The organism is Bradyrhizobium sp. LeoA1Lang (assembly GCF_055413685.1).
In genome coordinates this window covers 107,787-126,996 of sequence record NZ_JBVAPG010000008.1, presented here as the reverse complement: position 1 = coordinate 126,996, position 19,210 = coordinate 107,787, and the positions used below count along the sequence as shown (strand labels likewise).

The window sequence follows — 19,210 nt, the reverse complement described above, 5'->3', positions numbered from 1 at the left end:
CGTCACCGGCGAGCGACAACACGCCTCAAGCACCTTGCGATCTTTCCGCGAAAGGTGGACTTCTCTTGCTTCGGGGATCATCCATATCTTGAATCACGACTCACGATCCAAGAAAAGTGGGTACTAGAGCAGCTCGCAACCGCGTCACCGGAGACGCTCGGACTGTTGATGCTGAAGACTGACCGTTACGCGATTCGTCTCGACGGTCGCACGCAACTCGCCGCCGTTTCCGACGCGCTTCTCGACGGTGCAGCGACGGCGAGGAGTCTGCAACAACGTTTCCCCGGGTCAGGTCCTCGTGAAATTGCGCGCGAGCTGCAAGTACCCGTTGTTGCCGCCGACGATGATCCCTTGGTTGCCTCTATATGGCGTTTCGCCGAGTATCGGTCGCGGCCGCCGCATATTGTGCTCTATACGCGTGGGATCGCCCCGCTTGAGCAGGTGCTCGTCGATGACCTGGCCAAGCGATTTCTTGGCCGAGCAACGACTCAAGACGTTTTCATCGCGCACGAACTTTACCATCATGCCGAAGCTATTCGATCTGCAGTACCCATCGCTCGTCGCTATTGCGCCACATTGCTTAAGCTAGGCAAGTGGCAGTGGCGTACTGGCATCGCAACGCTCGCCGAGATCGCAGCAGGATCCTTTTCGCAAACCCTGCTCGACTTGCCCTGTTACCCTAAAGTGCTCGAACACGTGGCCCGTTTACCGCGCCGTTGACTGTGAAGCACAAGGCTTGCGGCCAGGAGCGCGACGATGCCAGATCGCCGGGCGCAACTGACGCGCGGCAGGCCGAAAGCAGGATGTCCCGAGGCCGAGCTCTAGAGCATGATCCGGAAAAGTGGAGACCGGTTTTCCGAAAAAGATCATGCTCGAACAAAGAACTAGAGCGGGATGACGATTCGAAGAAAAGTCATCACGCTCTAGAATCCGAATAGTCTTGCCGGATTGTGAACAAGGATCTTTTCCAAGGTCGTCTGGTCGGGCGCATACTTGTACATGAGTTCGAGCAGATCGGCGTCGTTGGGCGGCTGCACGACCGAAACGGGATGCGGCCAGTCGGTGGCCCAGACGCAGCGGTCCGGCGCGGCTTCGATATAGGTGCGCGCGATGGGGATGACGTCTTCCCAGGGCGGACCGGCCTTTGAGGTCTTTTCCCCGAGCGACAGCATGACCCAGAAATTGCCCTTCGACAGCAGCTCAAGCATCTTCTGCAGATTCGGATCGTTCTTGCCGCGGGTCGGGTCGGGACGCGCCATGTGATCGATCAGCACCGGCACGTCGAGGGATTGATACTTCTCGACGCTGGAGATGATGCCGTCCTTCTCCGGCTGAATCTTGACGTACCAGCCGAGCTCGCGGATGCGCGCGATCGCCCGCGCAAAATCCTTGTCCGACAGCACAGCCCCTAGTTCCTGCCGAAAACTGAAGCGCGCGCCGCGGACTCCTGCCTCATGCAGCTTGGCGAGGTAGGCATCATCAGCTTCGGCAAACACCAGCGCGTTGGCGCAGCCGCGATAGTTCGGGCCCATTGCCGCCAGACCGTCGAGCACGACCGTGTGGTCCGCGCCATAGGTCGTGGTCTGCACGATCACGCCGCGCTCGATCCCGAGCGCCTTGTGCATCCGCAGCGCCGCCTCCCAGGTTGCGGTCGGCATCTGATAGGCAGCGCCCGGACGTACCGGATATTTCTCCAGCGGCCCAAGCACGTGAAACTGGCTGTCGACAGTCTGTGGCGGCGGCAGCTTCGAAGGCCGGCGCGGATTCGGATCGAAGGGCAAGTAGGTCGGCACGGCAAACTCCTTAGTCAATCACGGCGGTGAAATCGCACTGCACCAGCGCGCCGCCTTCCATGTCCATCGGCAGCGCATGACGCGCCGGGCGTGAGTGTTCGTCGGGAAACATCTTCAGCCACTCGGCATTGACAGGCCCGCGCTGCGAACGGTCCTTGAGCCAGACCGTCATCTTGATGATGTCGTCGGTGCTGCCACCAGCCGCCTCGATGGTCGCTTTCATATGCGCGAACATGTTGGCGCATTGCGCTTCCAGGCTCTCCGGCATCGCTCCGGTCGCGGGATCGCGGCCGAGGATAACGCCGGACATCACGAGATTGCCGATGCGAGAAGCGTTCGGGATCGGATTGGCATGCTTGAATCCGCCGATGTGGACGCTTCTGCGCCGTGCTTGACCAGTCATCGCTTTCCCTCTGCTGGTTTGGTTCAGACAAATTGGCAGGACACCGAGCCGAACAATCCGTAATCGGCATGGAAGGTATCACCGGGGCTGATATCAACCGGTCGCGTGAACGATCCGGCGAGCACGACTTCGCCGGCGCCCAATTGCTCGTCATGCGGTGCGAGGCGATTGGCGAGCCACGCGATGCCGTTGGCCGGATGGTTGAGCACGCCGGCGGCGAGCCCGGTCTCCTCGACCTGGCCATTGCGGAACAGCAGCGCGCCGATCCAGCGCAGATCCGCCTCGAGCGGCCGGAACGGACGGCCGCCGAGCACGAGCGCGGCATTGGCGGCATTGTCCGAAATCGTGTCCATGACCTTACGGGTCTGGCCAGTCTCGGGATCGACGCGATGCATGCGGGTCTCGAGGATTTCGAGCGCGGGCGTCACGTAGTCGGTGGCGTTGAGCACGTCGAAGATGGAGCAGTCCGGGCCGCGCAACGGCGCCTTCAGCACGAAGGCGAGCTCGACCTCGATCCGCGGCGCATGGAAGCGATCGAACGGAATCGCGCTCGCATCCGGATAGAACATGTCGGCGAACAGCACGCCATAATCGGGCTCAGCGATGCCGACGGCGTTCTGCATCGCTTTTGAGGTCAGGCCGATCTTGTGGCCCTTGATGACGCGGCCACGATCGAGCTGCAGACGCGTCCAGGCGCGCTGGATCGCATAGGCATCCTCGATCGTGAGATCGGGATGCTCGCGCGTGAACATGGTAGTGAGCGTCTTGGTCCGTTCGGCCTCGTCAAGCCGCTCTGCGAGGCGCCGGATGATTGAAGGATCTAGCATGGCGCTATTGCTCCATAACCACCGAGTTGCGCAGCACGCCGATCCGCGACGACTCCACCTCGACCACATCGCCGGGTTTGAGCCAGCGCGGCGGATCGAACCGGGCGCCGGCGCCCGTCGGTGTGCCGGTCGCGATCATGTCGCCGGGCTTCAGGGTCGCGAATGTGGAGAGATAGGAGATCAGGAAATCGAACGGGAACATCAGCCGCTCGGTGCTGTCCTGCTGTCTGACCTCGCCATTGACGCGGGTGATGATGTCGTGTGGTCCCCGCGGATCGCATTCATCCGACGTCACGATCCAGGGGCCGATGCTGCCGGAGCGATCGAAATTCTTGCCCTGCGTGACGTTGAACTTGCCGTGATGCAGCCAGTCTCGCACGCTGCCCTCGTTGCACAGCGTCATGCCGAAGATATGCGAGAAGGCGTCGTCGCGCGCGATGTGCCTTCCCTGCTTGCCGATCACGATGACGAGCTCGCCCTCATAGTCGAGCTGGTCGGAGACTTTCGGCTTCTCGATCCCCTGCCCCGATCCCACCACCGACGATGGATTGCGCACGAACAGGCTCGGATATTTCGGCAGGTCCGAGTTGTCCTTGTATTCGGCGTTGCGGTCCTTGTAGTTCACGCCGATGCACCAGAGCTTTTCCGGTGCCGGTACCGGCGGCAGCAGCGTCAATTGGTCCAGCGCATGATCGGGACGCTGGCCGGCCGAAGCACGCCGGGCCGACGCAAGGCCGTCGCGCGCGATCAGTGATTTCAGATCGGGAAATTCAGCGCCGATCCGCACCGTCAGATCGACGACCCCATCGTCATCAGCCACACCATAATGTGGCTCGCCATTCACGAGATAGCTCAACAGTCGCATCGCACGCTTTCCTTCGACGAGAGTTTCACGCTGTCTGGCCGCTACGCTGGGCGCCGGCGGCCGCAGCCAGTTCGCGCCCGCGCGTCTCGGGCAAGGATAGGGTCATCGCCAGGAAGATGATGATGGCGGGCACGACGACCATCATGCCGAGCGCAAGCTGGCCGCCGAACCAGCCGGCCGTCAGCGGAACGACCACAGGTGCCAAGCTGCCGACACCGCGCCCCGCCATGTAGATGAAGGATACCGCGGTCGAACGCACCTCGATCGGATAGATTTCCGACAGCCAGGTGCCGACCACGCCGAGCGCCGAGTTACCGATCACGAAGGCGATGTAGACCCAGAACATTGGGAAGCCAAACAGGCTGCCGGCGAACCTGTCATACGCGAAGATATAGAGGCCGCAGGCCATCGCGCCCCACGCGAGGCCCGGCAACAGCGCGCCGAACCGCCGGCCGAAGGCGTCGTTGAGCAGGCCCATGCTGATGTACGAGCAGCCGCCGACGATGGAAGCGATCACCGAGATGTTGCGCACGACTTCGGGCGGCGCCGCGAGCGACTTCTGCATCAGGGTCGGCATGAAGACGACGACGCCGTAATAGCAGAACATGTAGGCCATCATCCACGCCAGGCACATCAGCGAGATCGGCAGCAACCGGCCCTGGAACATCAAAAGCATCGTGTTGGTGGTCTTGACCTTGCTCTCGACCAGGCCGCTTTTGCGCGTACGATCGAACTGCAGCCACGCCTTGGATTCCGGCATGAAGAAGCGGATGAAGATCATCAGCAGGATTGGCGAGCCGCCGGTCAGGAGCGCAATGCGCCATCCCCATTCCACGCTGAACGACGTGGTGGCCCAAACTCCGACGATCGAGGCGCCGGCGCTCGCGACCACCGCACTGCCCTGGATGAAGGCGCTGCCGATACCGCGGCGGTCCTTGTTCCAGGCCTCATTGAACAGCACCATGCCCGCACCCCATTCGCCGCCGAGCCCGACGCCGGTGATGAAGCGGAGCAATGCCAGGCTCCAATAATCCCAGGCGAACGCCGATGCGATCGATCCGGCGGCGAACACGCCGAGCGTGAGCTGCAGCGCCTGCTTGCGGCCGATGCGGTCGCCGAGCCAGCCGAATAGTGCGCCGCCGATCACTGACCCGATCAAGGTCAGACTCGTCACGCTCGCGACCTGGCCCAGCGAAATGCCGAGCGACGACTGTATCGAGCTCATCAGGAACGGCATGATGAGCACGTCGTAGAGATCGAGCGCAAAGCCGAGCATGCAGGAGAAGATGATCGCGGCGCGTTCGCCGGTCGTATAGGTGCCGATTGCGGAAAGCGAGGACTGTTCGGTCATGTCTGTCTTGCTGATATTGCGATCTCAATCGGTCGACTTCGGCGCCTGGAACACGGCGCGCAAGGTGACGATCTCTCCGAGCCGGGCATAACGCGGGCCTGCGATGCGCGCAATCGGATCGAGCGCCTCGGTTTCGACCTTGCCGTTGTTCACGAGACCATCCCGGAGGTGGAACATCAGAACCTCGCCGACGATCAGCCGGCTGCGGGCCTCACCGAATTCGAGACATTGGCGAAACCGGCATTCCATGGCGACCGGAGGCGCGGCGAGCCGCGGCACCTTGATGCGTTCGCTCGGCACGGTCTCAAGCTTGAGCAGTTCGACCTCGCTCACCTCGGGCGGATGCTCGACCGAGCTCTCATGCAGTGCCGTCATCAGCGGCGTGTCGGCGATGTGGATGACGTATTCTTCGGTATCTAGAATATTATGCGCGGTGTCCTTGTAGACGCCGGCCTTGCGGCCAACGCTGATGGCAAGCATCGGCGGTTTCTGCGAGACAAAGGTGAAGGCGCTGAAGGGGGCGAGATTGAGCACACCTTTGCGCGACATGCTGGTCACCCAGGCGATCGGCCGTGGCACGACGATCCCGGTCATCAGCCGATAGATGCGCTCGGCGCCGAGTTCTGAGGGGTCAATCTGCATGCTGCCTCGAAGCTTGACTGGCCTGCGCACGGGCCTCAATCGGCCCGGATGTTCGCCTTGCGCACGATGGGAATCCATTTGGCGTCTTCGCGCGTCAGATAGGCCGTGAACTCCGCAGGTGACATTGTGACGGCCTCGGCGCCGAGCTTGTCGAATTTCTCGACGACCGCGGGATCCTTCAGGATCTCCGCCATGGTGTCGTGCAGCTTCGTCACGATCGCATCCGGCGTACCGGCCGGCGCGAACAGGCCGGTGAAGGTCTGCGCGTCGAAATCCTTGTAGCCGAGCTCGGCGAAGGTCGGCACGTCGGGCATCGAGGCCAAGCGATGTCCGCTGGTGACTGCAAGCACACGAACCGCGCCGCTCTTGACGAAGGGCAGCGCGACGGAAACCTGGTCGAACGCGAACTGCACCTGCCCACCGATGAGATCATTGGTCGCCGGCGCATTGCCGCGGTAATGCACTGTGACCCATTGCAGGCCGAGTTCCGATTGCGCCAGTTCGCTGAGCAAATGATTGGTCGTCCCCGCCCCCGGCGAGGCCATCGTGAGTTTGCCCGGCTCGCGGCGCGCCAGGTCAAGAAACTCCTTCAACGTCTTTGCCTGAACGGATGGATGAACCTCGAGCACCAAGGGCGTCATCGAGATGGTCGTGATCGGGAGGAAATCCCGTTTCCAGACATAGGCCTCGCGCTTATTGATCTCGGGAGCGAACAGCACCGGGCCGTTGGCGCCGATGAACAGCGTGTAGCCATCCTTCGCCGATTTCGCGAACGCCTCGCCCGCGATCAGGCCACCGGCGCCGGACTTGTTCTCCACGATGAAGGCCTGCCCGAGCCGTTGCTGCAGCTTGTCAGCCACGATGCGGGCAGCGCTGTCGACATTGCCGCCGGCGGGATATGGCACGATCAAGCGGACATTGCGCTCCGGCCATGTCTGGGCTGCGACCGGTCCAATGACCATCACCGCGATGGCCGCGACCGCAACCGCGAGAAACCTCATGTGACATCCTCCCAAAGCCGCGGCGGATGAGGTCTCCACCCTGTTCTTGTTGAGTGTCCGATCGGGGTCGTCTGGGCGACGCCTCGATGAGATGCGAGATCATTCGGCGAGCGGGCTTTACTTGTCGACGGCTTTGCGCCAATTCTGTCCACATTATGGACAGCAAACCGTGACCACGGAACCGAGGCAAGGTGCCCAGGCGATCCGGCGCGCGTTGATGGTCTTGCGCATCCTCGCCGCTGGCAGGGAGACCGGAGTACCGCTTACCGAAGTGGTGCAGGCGACCGGGCTGACGCGGCCGACGGTGCACCGGATCGTTCACGTGCTGATCGAGGAAGGCATCGTCGAACGGCACGAGAAGACCTGCCGCTATGCGATCGGCGGACAGGTGCCGGAATTGGCGCTGGCGCGCCCCTCGCGTTCGCCGCTGCTTGCCGCGGCGGACAATATCCTGGCGCGAACCTCGCAGCGGGTCGGCGACACGTTGTTCCTGACGGTACGTACCGGCAATGATACGCTGTGCATCGATCGCAGGATCGGCTCCTATCCGATCCAGGTGTTGTCGATCGAAGTCGGCGCCAGACGTCCGCTCGGCGTCAGCAGTGCAGGTGTTGCGATTCTTGCCGCGATGCCGACGCCCGACGCACGCAAGATCGTGACTGCCAATGAAGTGCGGTTTGCCGGTTATCGCACCAGCGTGGCGACGGTGCTTTCACAAATCGCCTTGGCCAAGCGCAGAGGCTATAATCTGCGCGAGGCCGGTCTGGTGCAGGGAACGAAATCGCTGTCCACCTGGATCAAGACCCCCGATCGCCGGCCGGCCGCAGCGATCACCGTATCAGCCGTTCGCACCAGACTCGGACCGCGCCGAGAGCAAGAGGTCGCCGAGATTTTGCTAGAGGCTGCTCTCGCGATCGAGAAGAAAATTGAGTTTCTCCCTTAGAGCGTTTTCGAGCGAAGTGGATACCGGTTCGCGTGAAGAAAACGCGTCAAAACAAGAATCTAGAGCTTCGGTTCTGATTCAATCAGAACCGAAAATGCTCTAGTATCCGACTCGAGGCTTCGCTTTGATGCGATCGCTATGTCCTTCGCAGGGATGATCCACGCGCTGAAGCACGAGATGCGGGCGCGGGACTGTATCCTCTGGGCGCGACTGTCCTTGCATGTCTGCTCAGTTTGCCAGATCCGGCCTCCTCCGTTGCTCCCCTTCGGCGACGAGTTTTTTCTCGTCGTCCGTCAGAAGGCTGGTCTGCTCCGCGCTGATGGGGCCATTGCCGAGGACGCGGACTGTGCTGTCGGAGTCATAGTTCAAGCGGCTTTGCCGGTTGTTGTTTTTTGGCTCAGCCGGACGCTCTTCCTCACCCGATCCGCCACCAAAGCCGAGAAACTCGACGATGATGATCGACGCCTGACCGGAAGGGGTGTTCTGGGTCGGCATGGTGGTCTGTTGGGCCGCACCGGCGAGGTTCGAGGCTTGCGTCAAGCCGCCAATATTCGGCGCCTGGACGGTCGGCACGCCGCTGACACCGCCCTGCGCCTGGATATTCGCCGCATTGACGACTTGCAAAGCGGCAACGTTGACCTTTCCGGAGGAACGGATCCCGGCTTCGCCCACGTCGATCGTGCCCAATGGCGCGATCAGGTCGACACGGGCGGGCGGAATGTCCGGCACCGAGGCGATGGCGGCAATGCCTGCGCCGGTCGAGGGCACAGTCGGACTCAACACTACATGGCCATAGGGATCATAGCGGCGTCGCGTCGGCGTGTAGATCACGGTCGTCTTCGAGCCGTTGCCGGCGTTGATGTCGCCCTCCGCCGACCAGCCGAGAATGTCGCCGCCCAAGGTGGTCATGATGCGCGAGAGACCAAGCAGGATCGAGCCCTTGCTGTAGATTTCGATATTGCCCTTGCCTTGCGTGACCAGCCCCGCCGTGCTCGGGGGAACCTCGCCTTCTACGCCCAACACCACTTTGCCGCCCGGTGCAAGCAACTGGATGTCGCCGCCGAATTCGGTCGTGACGCCCGAGCCGCCGAACAGCGTGATATCACCCTGATAGCGGATCGGGTTGCCATTCGCGTCCCTGTCAGGGAAAAGCGTCGCGATCGACTGGCGACCGCGCAGATAGCTGCCATGACGCGGACTTTCCGTATCGTTGTATTCGATGCCGCCCTGGCGCAGTTCGTTATAGAAGACCGTGCGCAGGAACACCGCCTGCAAATCGCGCGGCAAGGTCTGGAAATAGCTCAGCGCGTCCTCATCCCTGCCGGCAAAGCCGCGCTGCTTTTTCAGCCACGCAACAAGTTCGTTCTCATAGGTCTTGGCGACTTTGCCCTGCTGCTCGGCGAGCGGCGTGCCTGACATCGCAAGATTGGCCGGATCGAGATAGCGCATCAGCGCGGCATAGTCCGGGCCGCTGCTGCCCACGCCAGCCTGCAGCACGATCGAGGCGCCGGGCCGCGTATCACCAGGCACGGCAGGGGCGATGCTTTGCAACCTGCCTTGATCCGCCTGATAGATGTGGCGGCCCGCGGTGAGCGCGAGCACACCAGGACCTGACACCTGCAAATTCGCGTAGATGATGTCGCGGCCGGCCTGGATGACCGAGATATCATCGTCACGGCTGTGGATGATCAGCCGGCCGCCCCCGGCCTCGTCACGCCAATCGCTATTGGGATCGTCGACCCCACCGGCAGCGATGATGTCACGCCCGGCACGCATCCACACCGGCCCGCCGATGTAGAGGGTCGCCGGCACTTCGAATGTAGGCGGTTGAATATATCCGACGTGGAAATTGGTGATATCCCCGTGCACCGCATAGAAACGCATCGGATTTTGATCCGCGCCGTCTCCCAAGATGGCGAGATAATTGCCCTCTGGGTAGCTGGGATTGTAGCCGTAAAAGATCGAATCGCGCGCCAACAGATCAAGCCGCGCGTTCGGCAAAGGCGTCAGATTTGCCTGGCCAAACACCAGCACATCACCACCGGCGGCCACGACGCCGAGAGCCGGTGGATACGGGCGCCCGGTGTAATAGCTGTAGTAGTCCTGCGGGCCCCTTGAGTCGTTGGATGTGATGGGCGCGACCGATCCTCCCGCCGAGAACAGGTCCACGGCAGTGCGGTTGCTCCACAGCGAGAAGCCAGGTCCACCAGTGGACGGCAGAAGACCACGAGAAGCAGCCGGATCAGGTAGGCCTGGATCGGTGGCGTACAGGATGACGAGGTCGCCGCGCGTATTGATCGTGGCGCGACTGTCGCCCAGCGCCAGGTACAGACCGCTATCGGCGTAGTAGTTATAGGGACGCATGGGGTCGATCGGCCGCGGATCGGTATAGCCCAGCGGAATGCCGTAGCTCATTTCGCTCACGAGACCGATAGCGGAGGCGGTGACCGACACGTCGCCCCGGACATTGACGAGCGTGCCTCCGCCCGGGTTGTTCGCATAGTAGAGCGGCGCCGTATTTAGGCGGCCGCCGATATTCATCACGAGATCGCCGCCGCCCGTTTGTCTCAGCACACCATTGGCATCGAGGTAGCCGCCGCCGCCGATCGCGACCACCAAGGCGGAGGCCCTGGTTTCGAACAGCGTGTTGATCGGGCTAATTTCCAAAATCTGCGGCGTCATGACGCCGGCGTCGCCACCTGCGATCACGTTCACATTGCCGCCACCCAGCGCGCCGATGCCGGAAAAGCCCACGACTTGATTCAGCCCCCAGGAATCCGGAACGTAGGCGCCGAAATTGATGCCCCACGCGCCATCTTGCCAGCGCAGCCATTCATTGATGCGACTCTGGTTCGTGTTCAGGTCGGACATATAGTTGTAGCCGGCCATGGTGCCGCCGGCCTCAACGCGCACGTCGCCGCCCCCTGCGGTGAGCCATAGGCCAGTATGGTTTTGAGTTTCAGGTAGAGCCGTGCCGGCGGTGTAGACACCAAAGAGAGAGGCATGCCGGTAATCGCCGCCGGCGATGAGATCGAGATAGCCGGTGCCGGTACGCACCACACTCATCGCTTCCAGGATCCAATCCCCGGCACTATGCCGATCATCGAGGACAAGGTCGCCGCCCTGGCCGAGCGAACGGATAGGCTTGACCGCCCGTGTGTCGCTCGCGGCGAGATCGGCCCCCGAAACGAAACGCATGGACCAGGACAGGGACCCTGGCGCAAGCATCTCCGATACGGCCCACATTCGTCCCTCGCGGCCGTCTGCCCAGTTGTAATCGTCTGGCGTGGGCGGCGGCGGCGCGAAGCCGTCATTGATGCTGCCGTTGACCGTAAAATTGCCGCCAGCCCGCACGACGAGGACGCCGGGCTCACCTGAACCGCGAATGTTGGCGTCCGCCGCGGCGCCGTAGCGATAGTCCGAGAGATCGAGATCGCCACTCGTCACAAGATCGCCTTCACTTGTGATCTCGACGCCAGGACGCAGATGGAACGCGGACCATAGCCTTTCAGCCCGGCAAGCTGCGCCTGCAACGCGCCATTCACGCTTGCCGCGTCGATGAACGCCGCGTTGTCAGCATGGATGCCATCGAGAAACGCCTGATTGATGATGCCATCCAAGGGCGTGTAGTTGCGGAAACCATTCACGGCGATGCTGGCTGCGCCGAGAATGTTGATATGGCTTGCCGCGTTGATCGCGATACCGTCCCCGCCCACACGCGGCGCGTTGATCTCGAGCCTGCCGCGAGACACGCCATCGGCCGAACGCATGTCGATCGTCGAGCCACCCGCCAGCGTGACGGCGCCGTTCTTTGCTGTCAGCTCGATCGAGCCGCGATTGGAGGCTTCGATCGCCGCGCCGTAGCTGTCGGTTTGCAGCACGCTGCCATGCGCGTCGAGAACGGCATTCGATGTCAGCGTGAGATTATCGCGTGCAGAAAGGCGGATGGTGCCGACCTTGTTGCCGCTCGCATCGATCCTGCCGTTCACGATCAGGCTGCCGCCATCGGCCGAAATATCGACGATGCGCGCCTTCACCTCGTCGCCGATGACAAGATCACCGCTCTTGGCAGTGAAGCTGCGTGTGCCCAAGAAGCTGCTCGCGTTGAGCTTGGTATTGAGGCTTGCAAAATCGGCGATGGTGTTCGCAGCAAGCGAGAAGCTGCCCGCGCTCGAGCCGCCGCTGCTCCCACCGCGCAATGTGCCGCCGAATGTTGCCGTGCCGCCGACTGCAGACGCCTTGATCGCCCCCGCGTCGTTGTTGCTGGCCGACACATCGATGACAGAGCCCGCAGCCTGGATGATGCTGCCAGCGCGGCTTTCGATCTCCAGGGTCCCGCCCCAACTGTATTTCGTCACCTCGTAAAAGGAGATCGCGCGGCCGGCGAGATCGATGAGCGCGCCGTTGCCGAGCACGATGTCGTCCTGCGCTGCCATGACCAGGCGCCCGCTCGGCACAGCGACCGTCGTGTCGAGCGCGATGGCAGTACCCTGCAGGCGTATCTCGCCGCCGAGATCGCTGCGCGCCGACGGATCGATGGTCTTGCCCCCGGCATTGACCGTGATCGAGCCGCCGGCGCGGATGTCGATCATGGCGCCGCTGTCGGCGGTGAAGAGCGATGTCGAAATAATGAGGTTGCCGCCGCTATAGGACGCCGCATCCGTGCCGGTGTGATAGACCGACACGCTGCCGCGATTATTGGCGGTAATCTTCTCGCTGGCGACGAGGTCCACGCTCGAGAAGCCGAGCGCCAGCCGCTCAAGCTCGGCGCTGCTCTGGCTGCGCGCCAGCGGATCATAGCCGAAGTGGATTTCGCGCGCCTGGAAGGTAAGCCGGCCGGATCCGGTGCCGGCGCCGTTCGGCTGTACGGCCGGCGGCTTCAGGCTGGCAAAAGGATTCTGCACTGACCCATCGCCGCTTGCGACACCGTTCCAGATCAGCGTGTCGGCGGCGAGGATGGCGGATGTACTATCGCCCCAACCGTAGATCGCCGGCGTATTGAGTACGACCATGGTCTCCACGGAATCGCCGGCCCGACTGCGCGCATCGAGTGCGACATCGCCATAGAACTTGATCGCATCACGCACCGATATCGACAGCCGCTCGAGCGCCGCAAGGTTCGTCGTGGCAGGATTGAGCAGGCGGTCCAACGTTGTCTGCGTCAGATTCCAGCCGGTACCGAGCACACCCGCCGCTTCTGCGGCGGCAAGCGAAGCTTCCGTTCCCACGTTAACGGCCGGCAGACTCAATGCGAGATAGCGTGTGTTGAGCTGCGCTTGTCCAAGCGAGAGTCGATCGGAGGCGATAAATCCGATGGTCCCGCGCGTGCGCAGGATGGCACCGTCTACCACCGTCAATGTGCTCGGCCGCGCATTCCTCGGAACCACCGCCGGCAACAGATTGAACCATCCGTTCGCGACCACAAGCACAGAACCGAATGGCACGTTGTCTGGGGAGTTGCCGTTCGCAAAGACGTAACCAAGTGTCGAGTCGGGCACCACAAAGGCGCTGCGGGTCGTGTCGAGGACAGCTCCATCTTCGACCGAGACCGCATTGCCAGCCAGGAGGATCTGGCCCGCCTCAAGCTCGGCGCCAGACCGCACCGTGATCGCATCGCTGCTGCCGAAACTGTTTTGTTGAAGAGTGATAAAGCCCCGGTTCGCCCAATACTCCGCTCCGACGAGCAGAGTTCCGGCGTTGAAGCGCGAAAGGTCCTCCGCATCGAGCGCCGCCATGCCCGCAGTGGCCGCGGCGCCAGATGCCTTGATTTCCAGTGGCTTGATGCTCTGGACCAGCAGGGTGCCGGCATAGCCGCCTTCGCCCGGCGCGAACCGGGCGGTGCCCTTGAAGTCGAGCACATCGCCGGCCTCCTCGAAGGAGAGCACGAGTTGCTTGCCATCGATGGGCAGGCGCGCCCGCGTGGTGCCGAAGCGGGCCGCGGTCTCCAGTGCGAAGGTGCTGTAGCTCGCCGCATTGTACTGGGAATGCGTGCGCACCGTCTTTTCGGGCGTGACTATGACCTGGTTCGGCAGGACGGAGCGGATCGCCGTATTCGCGACACCGAGATGGGCACTTGCAACATAGGAGCCATTGCCAAGCGGGGCCGCGCCGTTGTCGCGTGGCAGACCGCCGCCGATCTCGACGCGGTAGGCGCCGGGCATGAGTGCATAGGTTGAAGGCAGCAAGGTGTAAGTGCCGGCCGGAAGTCCGGGAATGCCCGACGGAATGGTGATCTGCTGGCCGATGGCCGGATCGCCTGCTCCCTTTTCCTGGACGACGGGCGCATAACCCGGGGCGTAACCGGGTATGATGGCATAGACCTTGTTGCCCGCCGCGCTGTAACTGAAGGCGGGATTGGCGCTCAAGAGCGGCGTCTTGAGGACATCGACCGAGCCGCCGCGGCCAGCCATGAAGCCCGCGCCGGCCAGTTCGCCACCACCGGTAAGATCAAGCACCGCACCGGGCGCTGCCTCAAACTTGTCCGATGTGATCTCGATCCGGCCCATGGCGTTGAGAGTCATCAGGTCGGGAAGCGTCAATTCAGCGCCATTATAGATGTATTTGACACCATCCACGGTGCCGCCGTAGGGAATGACAAGGCCCGCCGCGCTGACCGAGGTGATGCTGCCGTCCCGCAGGATCACGCGGCCGCTACCTCTATACGGGTCACCCATTTGGATGGTGCCGAGTGGTGCGCGAAGAACGCCGCCCTGGTCGATGACGCCGCCAACAAGTTGAAGCTTGCCAAACACGGACGATGGCATCTGCGCAGACGTGCCGTTGCTGCGGATGGCGAGAACGCTGTCTGGCCGCGATCTGGCATAAGATCCGTCCCAGACAGCACCTGCCATGATCATCGCGGTCGCGCCGGTGACGGGATAGAGCTGCGCCGCCGTGAAAGTCAGATTACCCGCGCTGGTGAATGAGCCGCCGCGGAAACGGATATCGCCGCGGCTGAGGAGATGAACGTCCGCGAAACCTGCGACGTCGAGCGGGGCTGAGACCATCACAGGAAGTGGACCGCTGGAATCGATCGCGAAGTCATAAGTGCCGGATGCGCCAAACTGGACCGCGCCGACATCGATCAGGTCTGCTTCCACCGTCAGCCGGCCGGCATATCTCTGCGTTGGCGCGAGAGCGAAAAGACGGGGATTGATAATTCCTGCCCTCGCGTCACTTCCTGAACTGGGCACGGAGCCGACGCCCAAACCCATGGACACCACGGGCGCCGCAAGAGAGATCCGCGCCTCCGGCGTCGTATCCGCCACAGCGATGACGCCGCGCTGCAAGGCGAGCCTCTGGCCCATCTGCAGCGAGACATCGCCCTCGAACTGTATGACGTCGGAACTCCAGAGCGAGAGATTGTCGAAGCCTCCGGCTGCGACCTGCTCGACGCTCAGCCGCGCGCGTGCGTAGCCAAGCGACGCATCCTGTTCGCCTGGCTTGAGATCGGCCCGCAAGCCTGAGTACTGGCGCGCCTGCGTCACGGTGAAGATGCGTGGCTGCTTGATCGCTTGAATATCTGTCTTCAAATAACTCGTTGTTTCGAGGATCACGTCGAGGCTGCCACCGGTGGCCCCCGCACCACCTGATGCGGCGCGCATCTCGCCATCGAGCATAAGGCCCGTGGTCGAGGCGAGCATGATCGACCCGCCGCTGCTGGGCAATGTCCCGACATCGGAGCGCAATAGCGGATTGCCGCCCGACGCAAGATCGATTGTCGCACTGATGCCCGAGACATCGAGGACCGCGCCTGGACGTATGATCACCAGGGCTCCGCTGATCGTGTCCAGCTCGCCATCGCGGTTCGGCGTTAGCGTCTCGATGCCGATCTTGATCGAGCCGCCATTCGGAACTTGCGCAAACGTGCGACCGCTACGATCGACCCCGGTGACCGCGCGCGCGGCGACGTCGAGCACCGCGTTATCGCCGATCCAGATCGAGCGCCCCGGCACAAAAACAATGCCCACGTTTTCGCTTACGCCGCTATTGAGGCTGATTGCACCACCCCAGGCATTGAGCCGTCCATCAATCGTGACCTGCCCGAGCGCCGAAATGGCAATGGACTGGCCGGGATCGACCTCGATGAGCGAACCCGTCCCGACGGATACGTACCCCACATCGGAAAATGCGAGGCTTGCCCCTTTGCGCTGGGCGAAGCTCGCTGTCCTGATGTTTTCGAGATAAAGCGGCGGCGTCCAGATTTCCAGCGCAGCAGCGGGATCGGCGCCGGTGGACGTGGCGTAAGCCGCGTCGGTGAAGCGGTAGACCGGCATCTCCACATCAAGCACGGTGCCGTCTGCGACCGTCACACCGCCGCTGTTGGTGATGGTTCCCTTGATTTCGTACTGCGAGAAGCCCTTCTTGAAAAAGTCGGGCTTCAGGAGAATCTGCCCGGCTTCAAGCGCGGCGTCATTATTGGCGATAAGCACGGCTGCTCCTCCGACGCTGAGCCTGCCGCCGCCTTCCACTCCATAGCCGCGGAACTCGCCATCGAGCACCAACTTGCCCACGCCCGTGGTCGTCGAATTTGCATTGGCATTGGCCAGGACGGTGACATTGCCGCCCTTGCCGCCCTTGGTTTTTCCGTCGGTCAGGATCGCGGCGCCCGACGACACGTCGATCACGCTGCCGGATTCCATGATGACGCTTTGCGACGATTGCAGCGAGACAGATCCGCCATCGATAGACGCGAGCCGCAACGTTGTTCGATCCAGGAGACCGTTGCTCCACTGTCCGCTGACATCGAGCGTGACGCCCGCACGCAAGGTGACGGCGGCGAGGCCATCCAGTGTCAGCGCCGTATTCGTCCGCTGCAGCACGTTGCCCGTGCTGATGCTGCCCCCATGCGCGGTGACATCGGCCTTGAAGTCGATGACCGGCGCGGTGAAGGACAGCACGCCGCCGTCCGCCAGCGCCAGCGGCGCATCGACCGTGATGCTGTCACGCGTCCTGATCTCCAGGCCGCCCAACCCCTGCGCATTCAGATGCGCAGCATCGAACCATGCGGTGTTGGCGCGATCTGACGGCAGGCTATCGCCAGGCTTGACCGTGTTCGCGCTCGGCAAGATCCGGCCGAGGATCACCTCGGTGACGTAGGCGTCGCGACCTTCGACCGGCGTATATTTGTCAAGTTCGAGCGAACCGGCCTGCGCGACCACGTTCTGGCCGAGCTTGTAGCCGTCACTCGCTCCCGACGGTCGCTTGCCGGTTTGCCGCTCGCCCGTGACCACGCCGGCGAGGATGTCGCCTTCGAAGATCGAGGTCGGCGTCGACAACACCAGATGGCCGGCATCGCGGCCAACCGTGTAACCGTCCTCCCAGCGGCGGCTCGTGCGGCCCTTTCCGAACGGGCTGGCCCATACCTCCTTAACGTTCCAATGCTCGTGATCGCGGATGAAGCCCTCACCCAGACCCAAGAACTGCATATCTCCGCGCGCATTGTTGATGTTGTACATGCGGCCGTCGGCGCCGAGGAAATTCGATGTCGTGATATAGCCACCTTCGTAGGTAACCGAGCCGCCGGAGACGTCGAAGATCGCGTGCTGTTGCGCGACGACCTCCTTGGCGGAGAGCGTGATAGTGCCGCCAACGGCGGTCCACTCGCCGATCTTGTGCGCGGTGTTGCCGAGATATCCGGAAACCTCCAACAACCCGCCTGGCGTGTAGTAGCGATCGTTCTCGTAGCCGCCGGTCCCGGCCGGCACCAGAACGAGATCACGCAGATCGATCCAGACGTTGGCGTTTTTCAGGCTGCTGCTTTCGCGGTTCACCGGCGAGTCGCGCAGCTCATTGCCCTGGATGTTGACCTCGATGTTGTTGGCAGACATTGGCAGCAGGACGCCGCGCGTGCCGGAGACATCGAGCACGGCGTTGCTTTCGACGAAGATGCGCGCCTTTGGCGCCTCCACGACGATCTGCCCGCCTTGCGCCTGGGTGATCGAACCGCCCTTGAACACAGCACTGCCGCCGGTGACGATTTCCACGCGCGACTGGTCGAGCCGGTCATCCATGGTGGAGAGGTTGTCGAACTGGGCGTTCGCGATCGGACGGTGCTTGAGGTCACCCGAGGCCGCGATCAGGGCATCACGCTTGCCGTTCAGCGCGGTGGCATCGCTCGTCAGCTCCGGCAGGATTGTCGTCACGCTGCCAGCACCGAGGGTAACGCTGCCTTTCGTATCTGACACCGAGTTCAGAAGATGGATCGTACCGCGCGTGTCGACCGAGGTGGTTGACATCAGGAGGCCATTCTGCTCGATGGTGTGCCCCGCAAGCGTGATATCGCCCTGCTGGCTGAAAACGACCCCGGAATTCCGCACCAGCCCGCTTGCGCTCGCGCCATTCAGGAGCGGCACGATCTCGTTGCCGTTCGTCGTCGAAGACTGGTTCGCATCGGTGCCGTAACCAGGCCTGAGGATGAAGTTGTCGCCGGCAGCAAACTGCGTTTGCCCCTTCGGCGTCGAGATCGATCCCGCATTGTCGACCTCCGTGCCCAGGAAGAGCACAAAACCGCCGCCCTGCTCCGCCTTTTGCGGCGCATGGGTCTTGATCTGCGCCCCAGCCTCCACCTTGATCAAGCCGCCGGCATTAATGAAGCTCGGCTGATAGGGGCTGCTGTCCGACGGCTTCGTCGAATAGATGCCGCTGTTCAGAAACTGAGTGTCGGTGATGTGAGCGGTCGAGGCGATCAGCGCGCCGACATTCACCTGCGAGCCGCCACCGAAGATGATTCCATTTTGGTTGATGACATAGACCGAGCCGTCGGCCTTGATGCTGCCGAGGATCTGGCTCGGCCGCGCATCCGCACTGAGGACGCGGTTCAGCGCAACCCAGTCGCGATTGCCCTGCTGGTCGAAGCGTAGATCCGTCCGGCCGCCCACGTTGAAGGTATCCCAGCTCAGGATTGCCCTCTGCTCGCGTTGCTTGATGTCGACGTTGACGCGATCGCCATTGGTAAACTCGGTCGGAAGGTCAGCGCCTCTCCAGAGGTTCCGGTTCACGCTGCCGTCGGGGCCGACGACGCCAGCCCCAATTTGCAAACCGCCCGGCCGCAAACCATTCGGCACGCTATCCGGCGTCGCCTGCAGCGCCGCCCTTGCCGCGTCTCGCGCCGCCTGCTGAACGGCCTGCTGTGCCTGGATCGCCAGCGCCGTGCGGTTCAGCGAATTGCCGGCGGACTGCGCCGCTTGTGCTGCTTCCTGTGCCGCCGATTGTGCCGCGGCGATTGCCGCCGCAGATGGGGTCGGCGCCGAACCACCAAGGGGACGAGCTGCCGCATGCGGGCTGGACAGGACAAGGGCCGCAATACTCACCCCGGCGAGAAGGGCGGCGTAACGAGCCCTGCAACGCATTGTGTTGATGGAGGAAACTGCTAGGGCGGACATC

General features: G+C 62.8%; 11 protein-coding genes. 2 read left to right on the top strand and 9 right to left on the bottom strand.

The features are described from left to right. The coding region (locus ACZYOF_RS05225; RefSeq protein ID WP_463715043.1) for a hypothetical protein at positions 1-720 on the top strand (720 nt) is incomplete at its 5' end. Positions 721-923: 203 nt separating this feature from the next. On the opposite strand, the gene ACZYOF_RS05220 is transcribed toward ACZYOF_RS05225, so the two are convergent. Genes ACZYOF_RS05220 through ACZYOF_RS05190 form a run of 7 tightly spaced genes read right to left on the bottom strand, consistent with a single transcriptional unit; the run spans position 924 to position 6,882 of the window. Next, a complete protein-coding gene (locus ACZYOF_RS05220; RefSeq protein ID WP_463715042.1) occupies positions 924-1,793 on the bottom strand; it encodes an amidohydrolase family protein in 870 nt (289 codons plus the stop codon). A 10-nt stretch (positions 1,794-1,803) separates the two neighbouring features. Next, positions 1,804-2,196, bottom strand: a complete 393-nt coding sequence (locus ACZYOF_RS05215; RefSeq protein WP_463715041.1) for a RidA family protein — start codon at positions 2,194-2,196, stop codon at positions 1,804-1,806. Between the two features lie 23 nt (positions 2,197-2,219). Beyond that, positions 2,220-3,023: a 2-oxo-hept-4-ene-1,7-dioate hydratase gene (gene hpaH / locus ACZYOF_RS05210; RefSeq protein WP_463715040.1), complete on the bottom strand. Its 804-nt coding sequence runs from the start codon at positions 3,021-3,023 to the stop codon at positions 2,220-2,222. Positions 3,024-3,027: 4 nt separating this feature from the next. After that, the gene (locus ACZYOF_RS05205; RefSeq protein ID WP_463715039.1) at positions 3,028-3,888 is read right to left on the bottom strand and encodes a fumarylacetoacetate hydrolase family protein; all 861 of its coding nucleotides are present in this window, start codon (positions 3,886-3,888) and stop codon (positions 3,028-3,030) included. Between the two features lie 25 nt (positions 3,889-3,913). Continuing rightward, positions 3,914-5,239 carry an MFS transporter gene (locus ACZYOF_RS05200; protein WP_394567440.1) on the bottom strand — a complete coding sequence of 442 codons (1,326 nt, stop codon included), beginning with the start codon at positions 5,237-5,239 and terminating at the stop codon, positions 3,914-3,916. Between the two features lie 24 nt (positions 5,240-5,263). Next, complete coding sequence (locus tag ACZYOF_RS05195; RefSeq protein WP_130578085.1) at positions 5,264-5,881, bottom strand: flavin reductase family protein; 618 nt, start codon at positions 5,879-5,881, stop codon at positions 5,264-5,266. 35 nt (positions 5,882-5,916) lie between these two features. Then, on the bottom strand, positions 5,917-6,882 hold the full coding sequence (locus ACZYOF_RS05190) for a Bug family tripartite tricarboxylate transporter substrate binding protein (RefSeq protein ID WP_282526826.1): 966 nt from the start codon (positions 6,880-6,882) through the stop codon (positions 5,917-5,919). Positions 6,883-7,051: 169 nt separating this feature from the next. Between ACZYOF_RS05190 and ACZYOF_RS05185 the strand changes: the two genes are divergently transcribed. Continuing rightward, positions 7,052-7,825: an IclR family transcriptional regulator gene (locus ACZYOF_RS05185; RefSeq protein WP_463715038.1), complete on the top strand. Its 774-nt coding sequence runs from the start codon at positions 7,052-7,054 to the stop codon at positions 7,823-7,825. Positions 7,826-8,053: 228 nt separating this feature from the next. Here ACZYOF_RS05185 and ACZYOF_RS05180 read toward each other — a convergent pair whose 3' ends face one another. Next, entirely contained in the window at positions 8,054-11,272 is a 3,219-nt protein-coding gene (locus ACZYOF_RS05180) for a filamentous hemagglutinin family protein (protein ID WP_463715037.1), read from the bottom strand. Next, on the bottom strand, positions 11,269-19,209 hold the full coding sequence (locus ACZYOF_RS05175) for a two-partner secretion domain-containing protein (RefSeq protein WP_463715036.1): 7,941 nt from the start codon (positions 19,207-19,209) through the stop codon (positions 11,269-11,271). The genes ACZYOF_RS05180 and ACZYOF_RS05175 overlap by 4 nt, the downstream gene beginning before the upstream one ends. Position 19,210 lies beyond the last annotated feature (1 nt).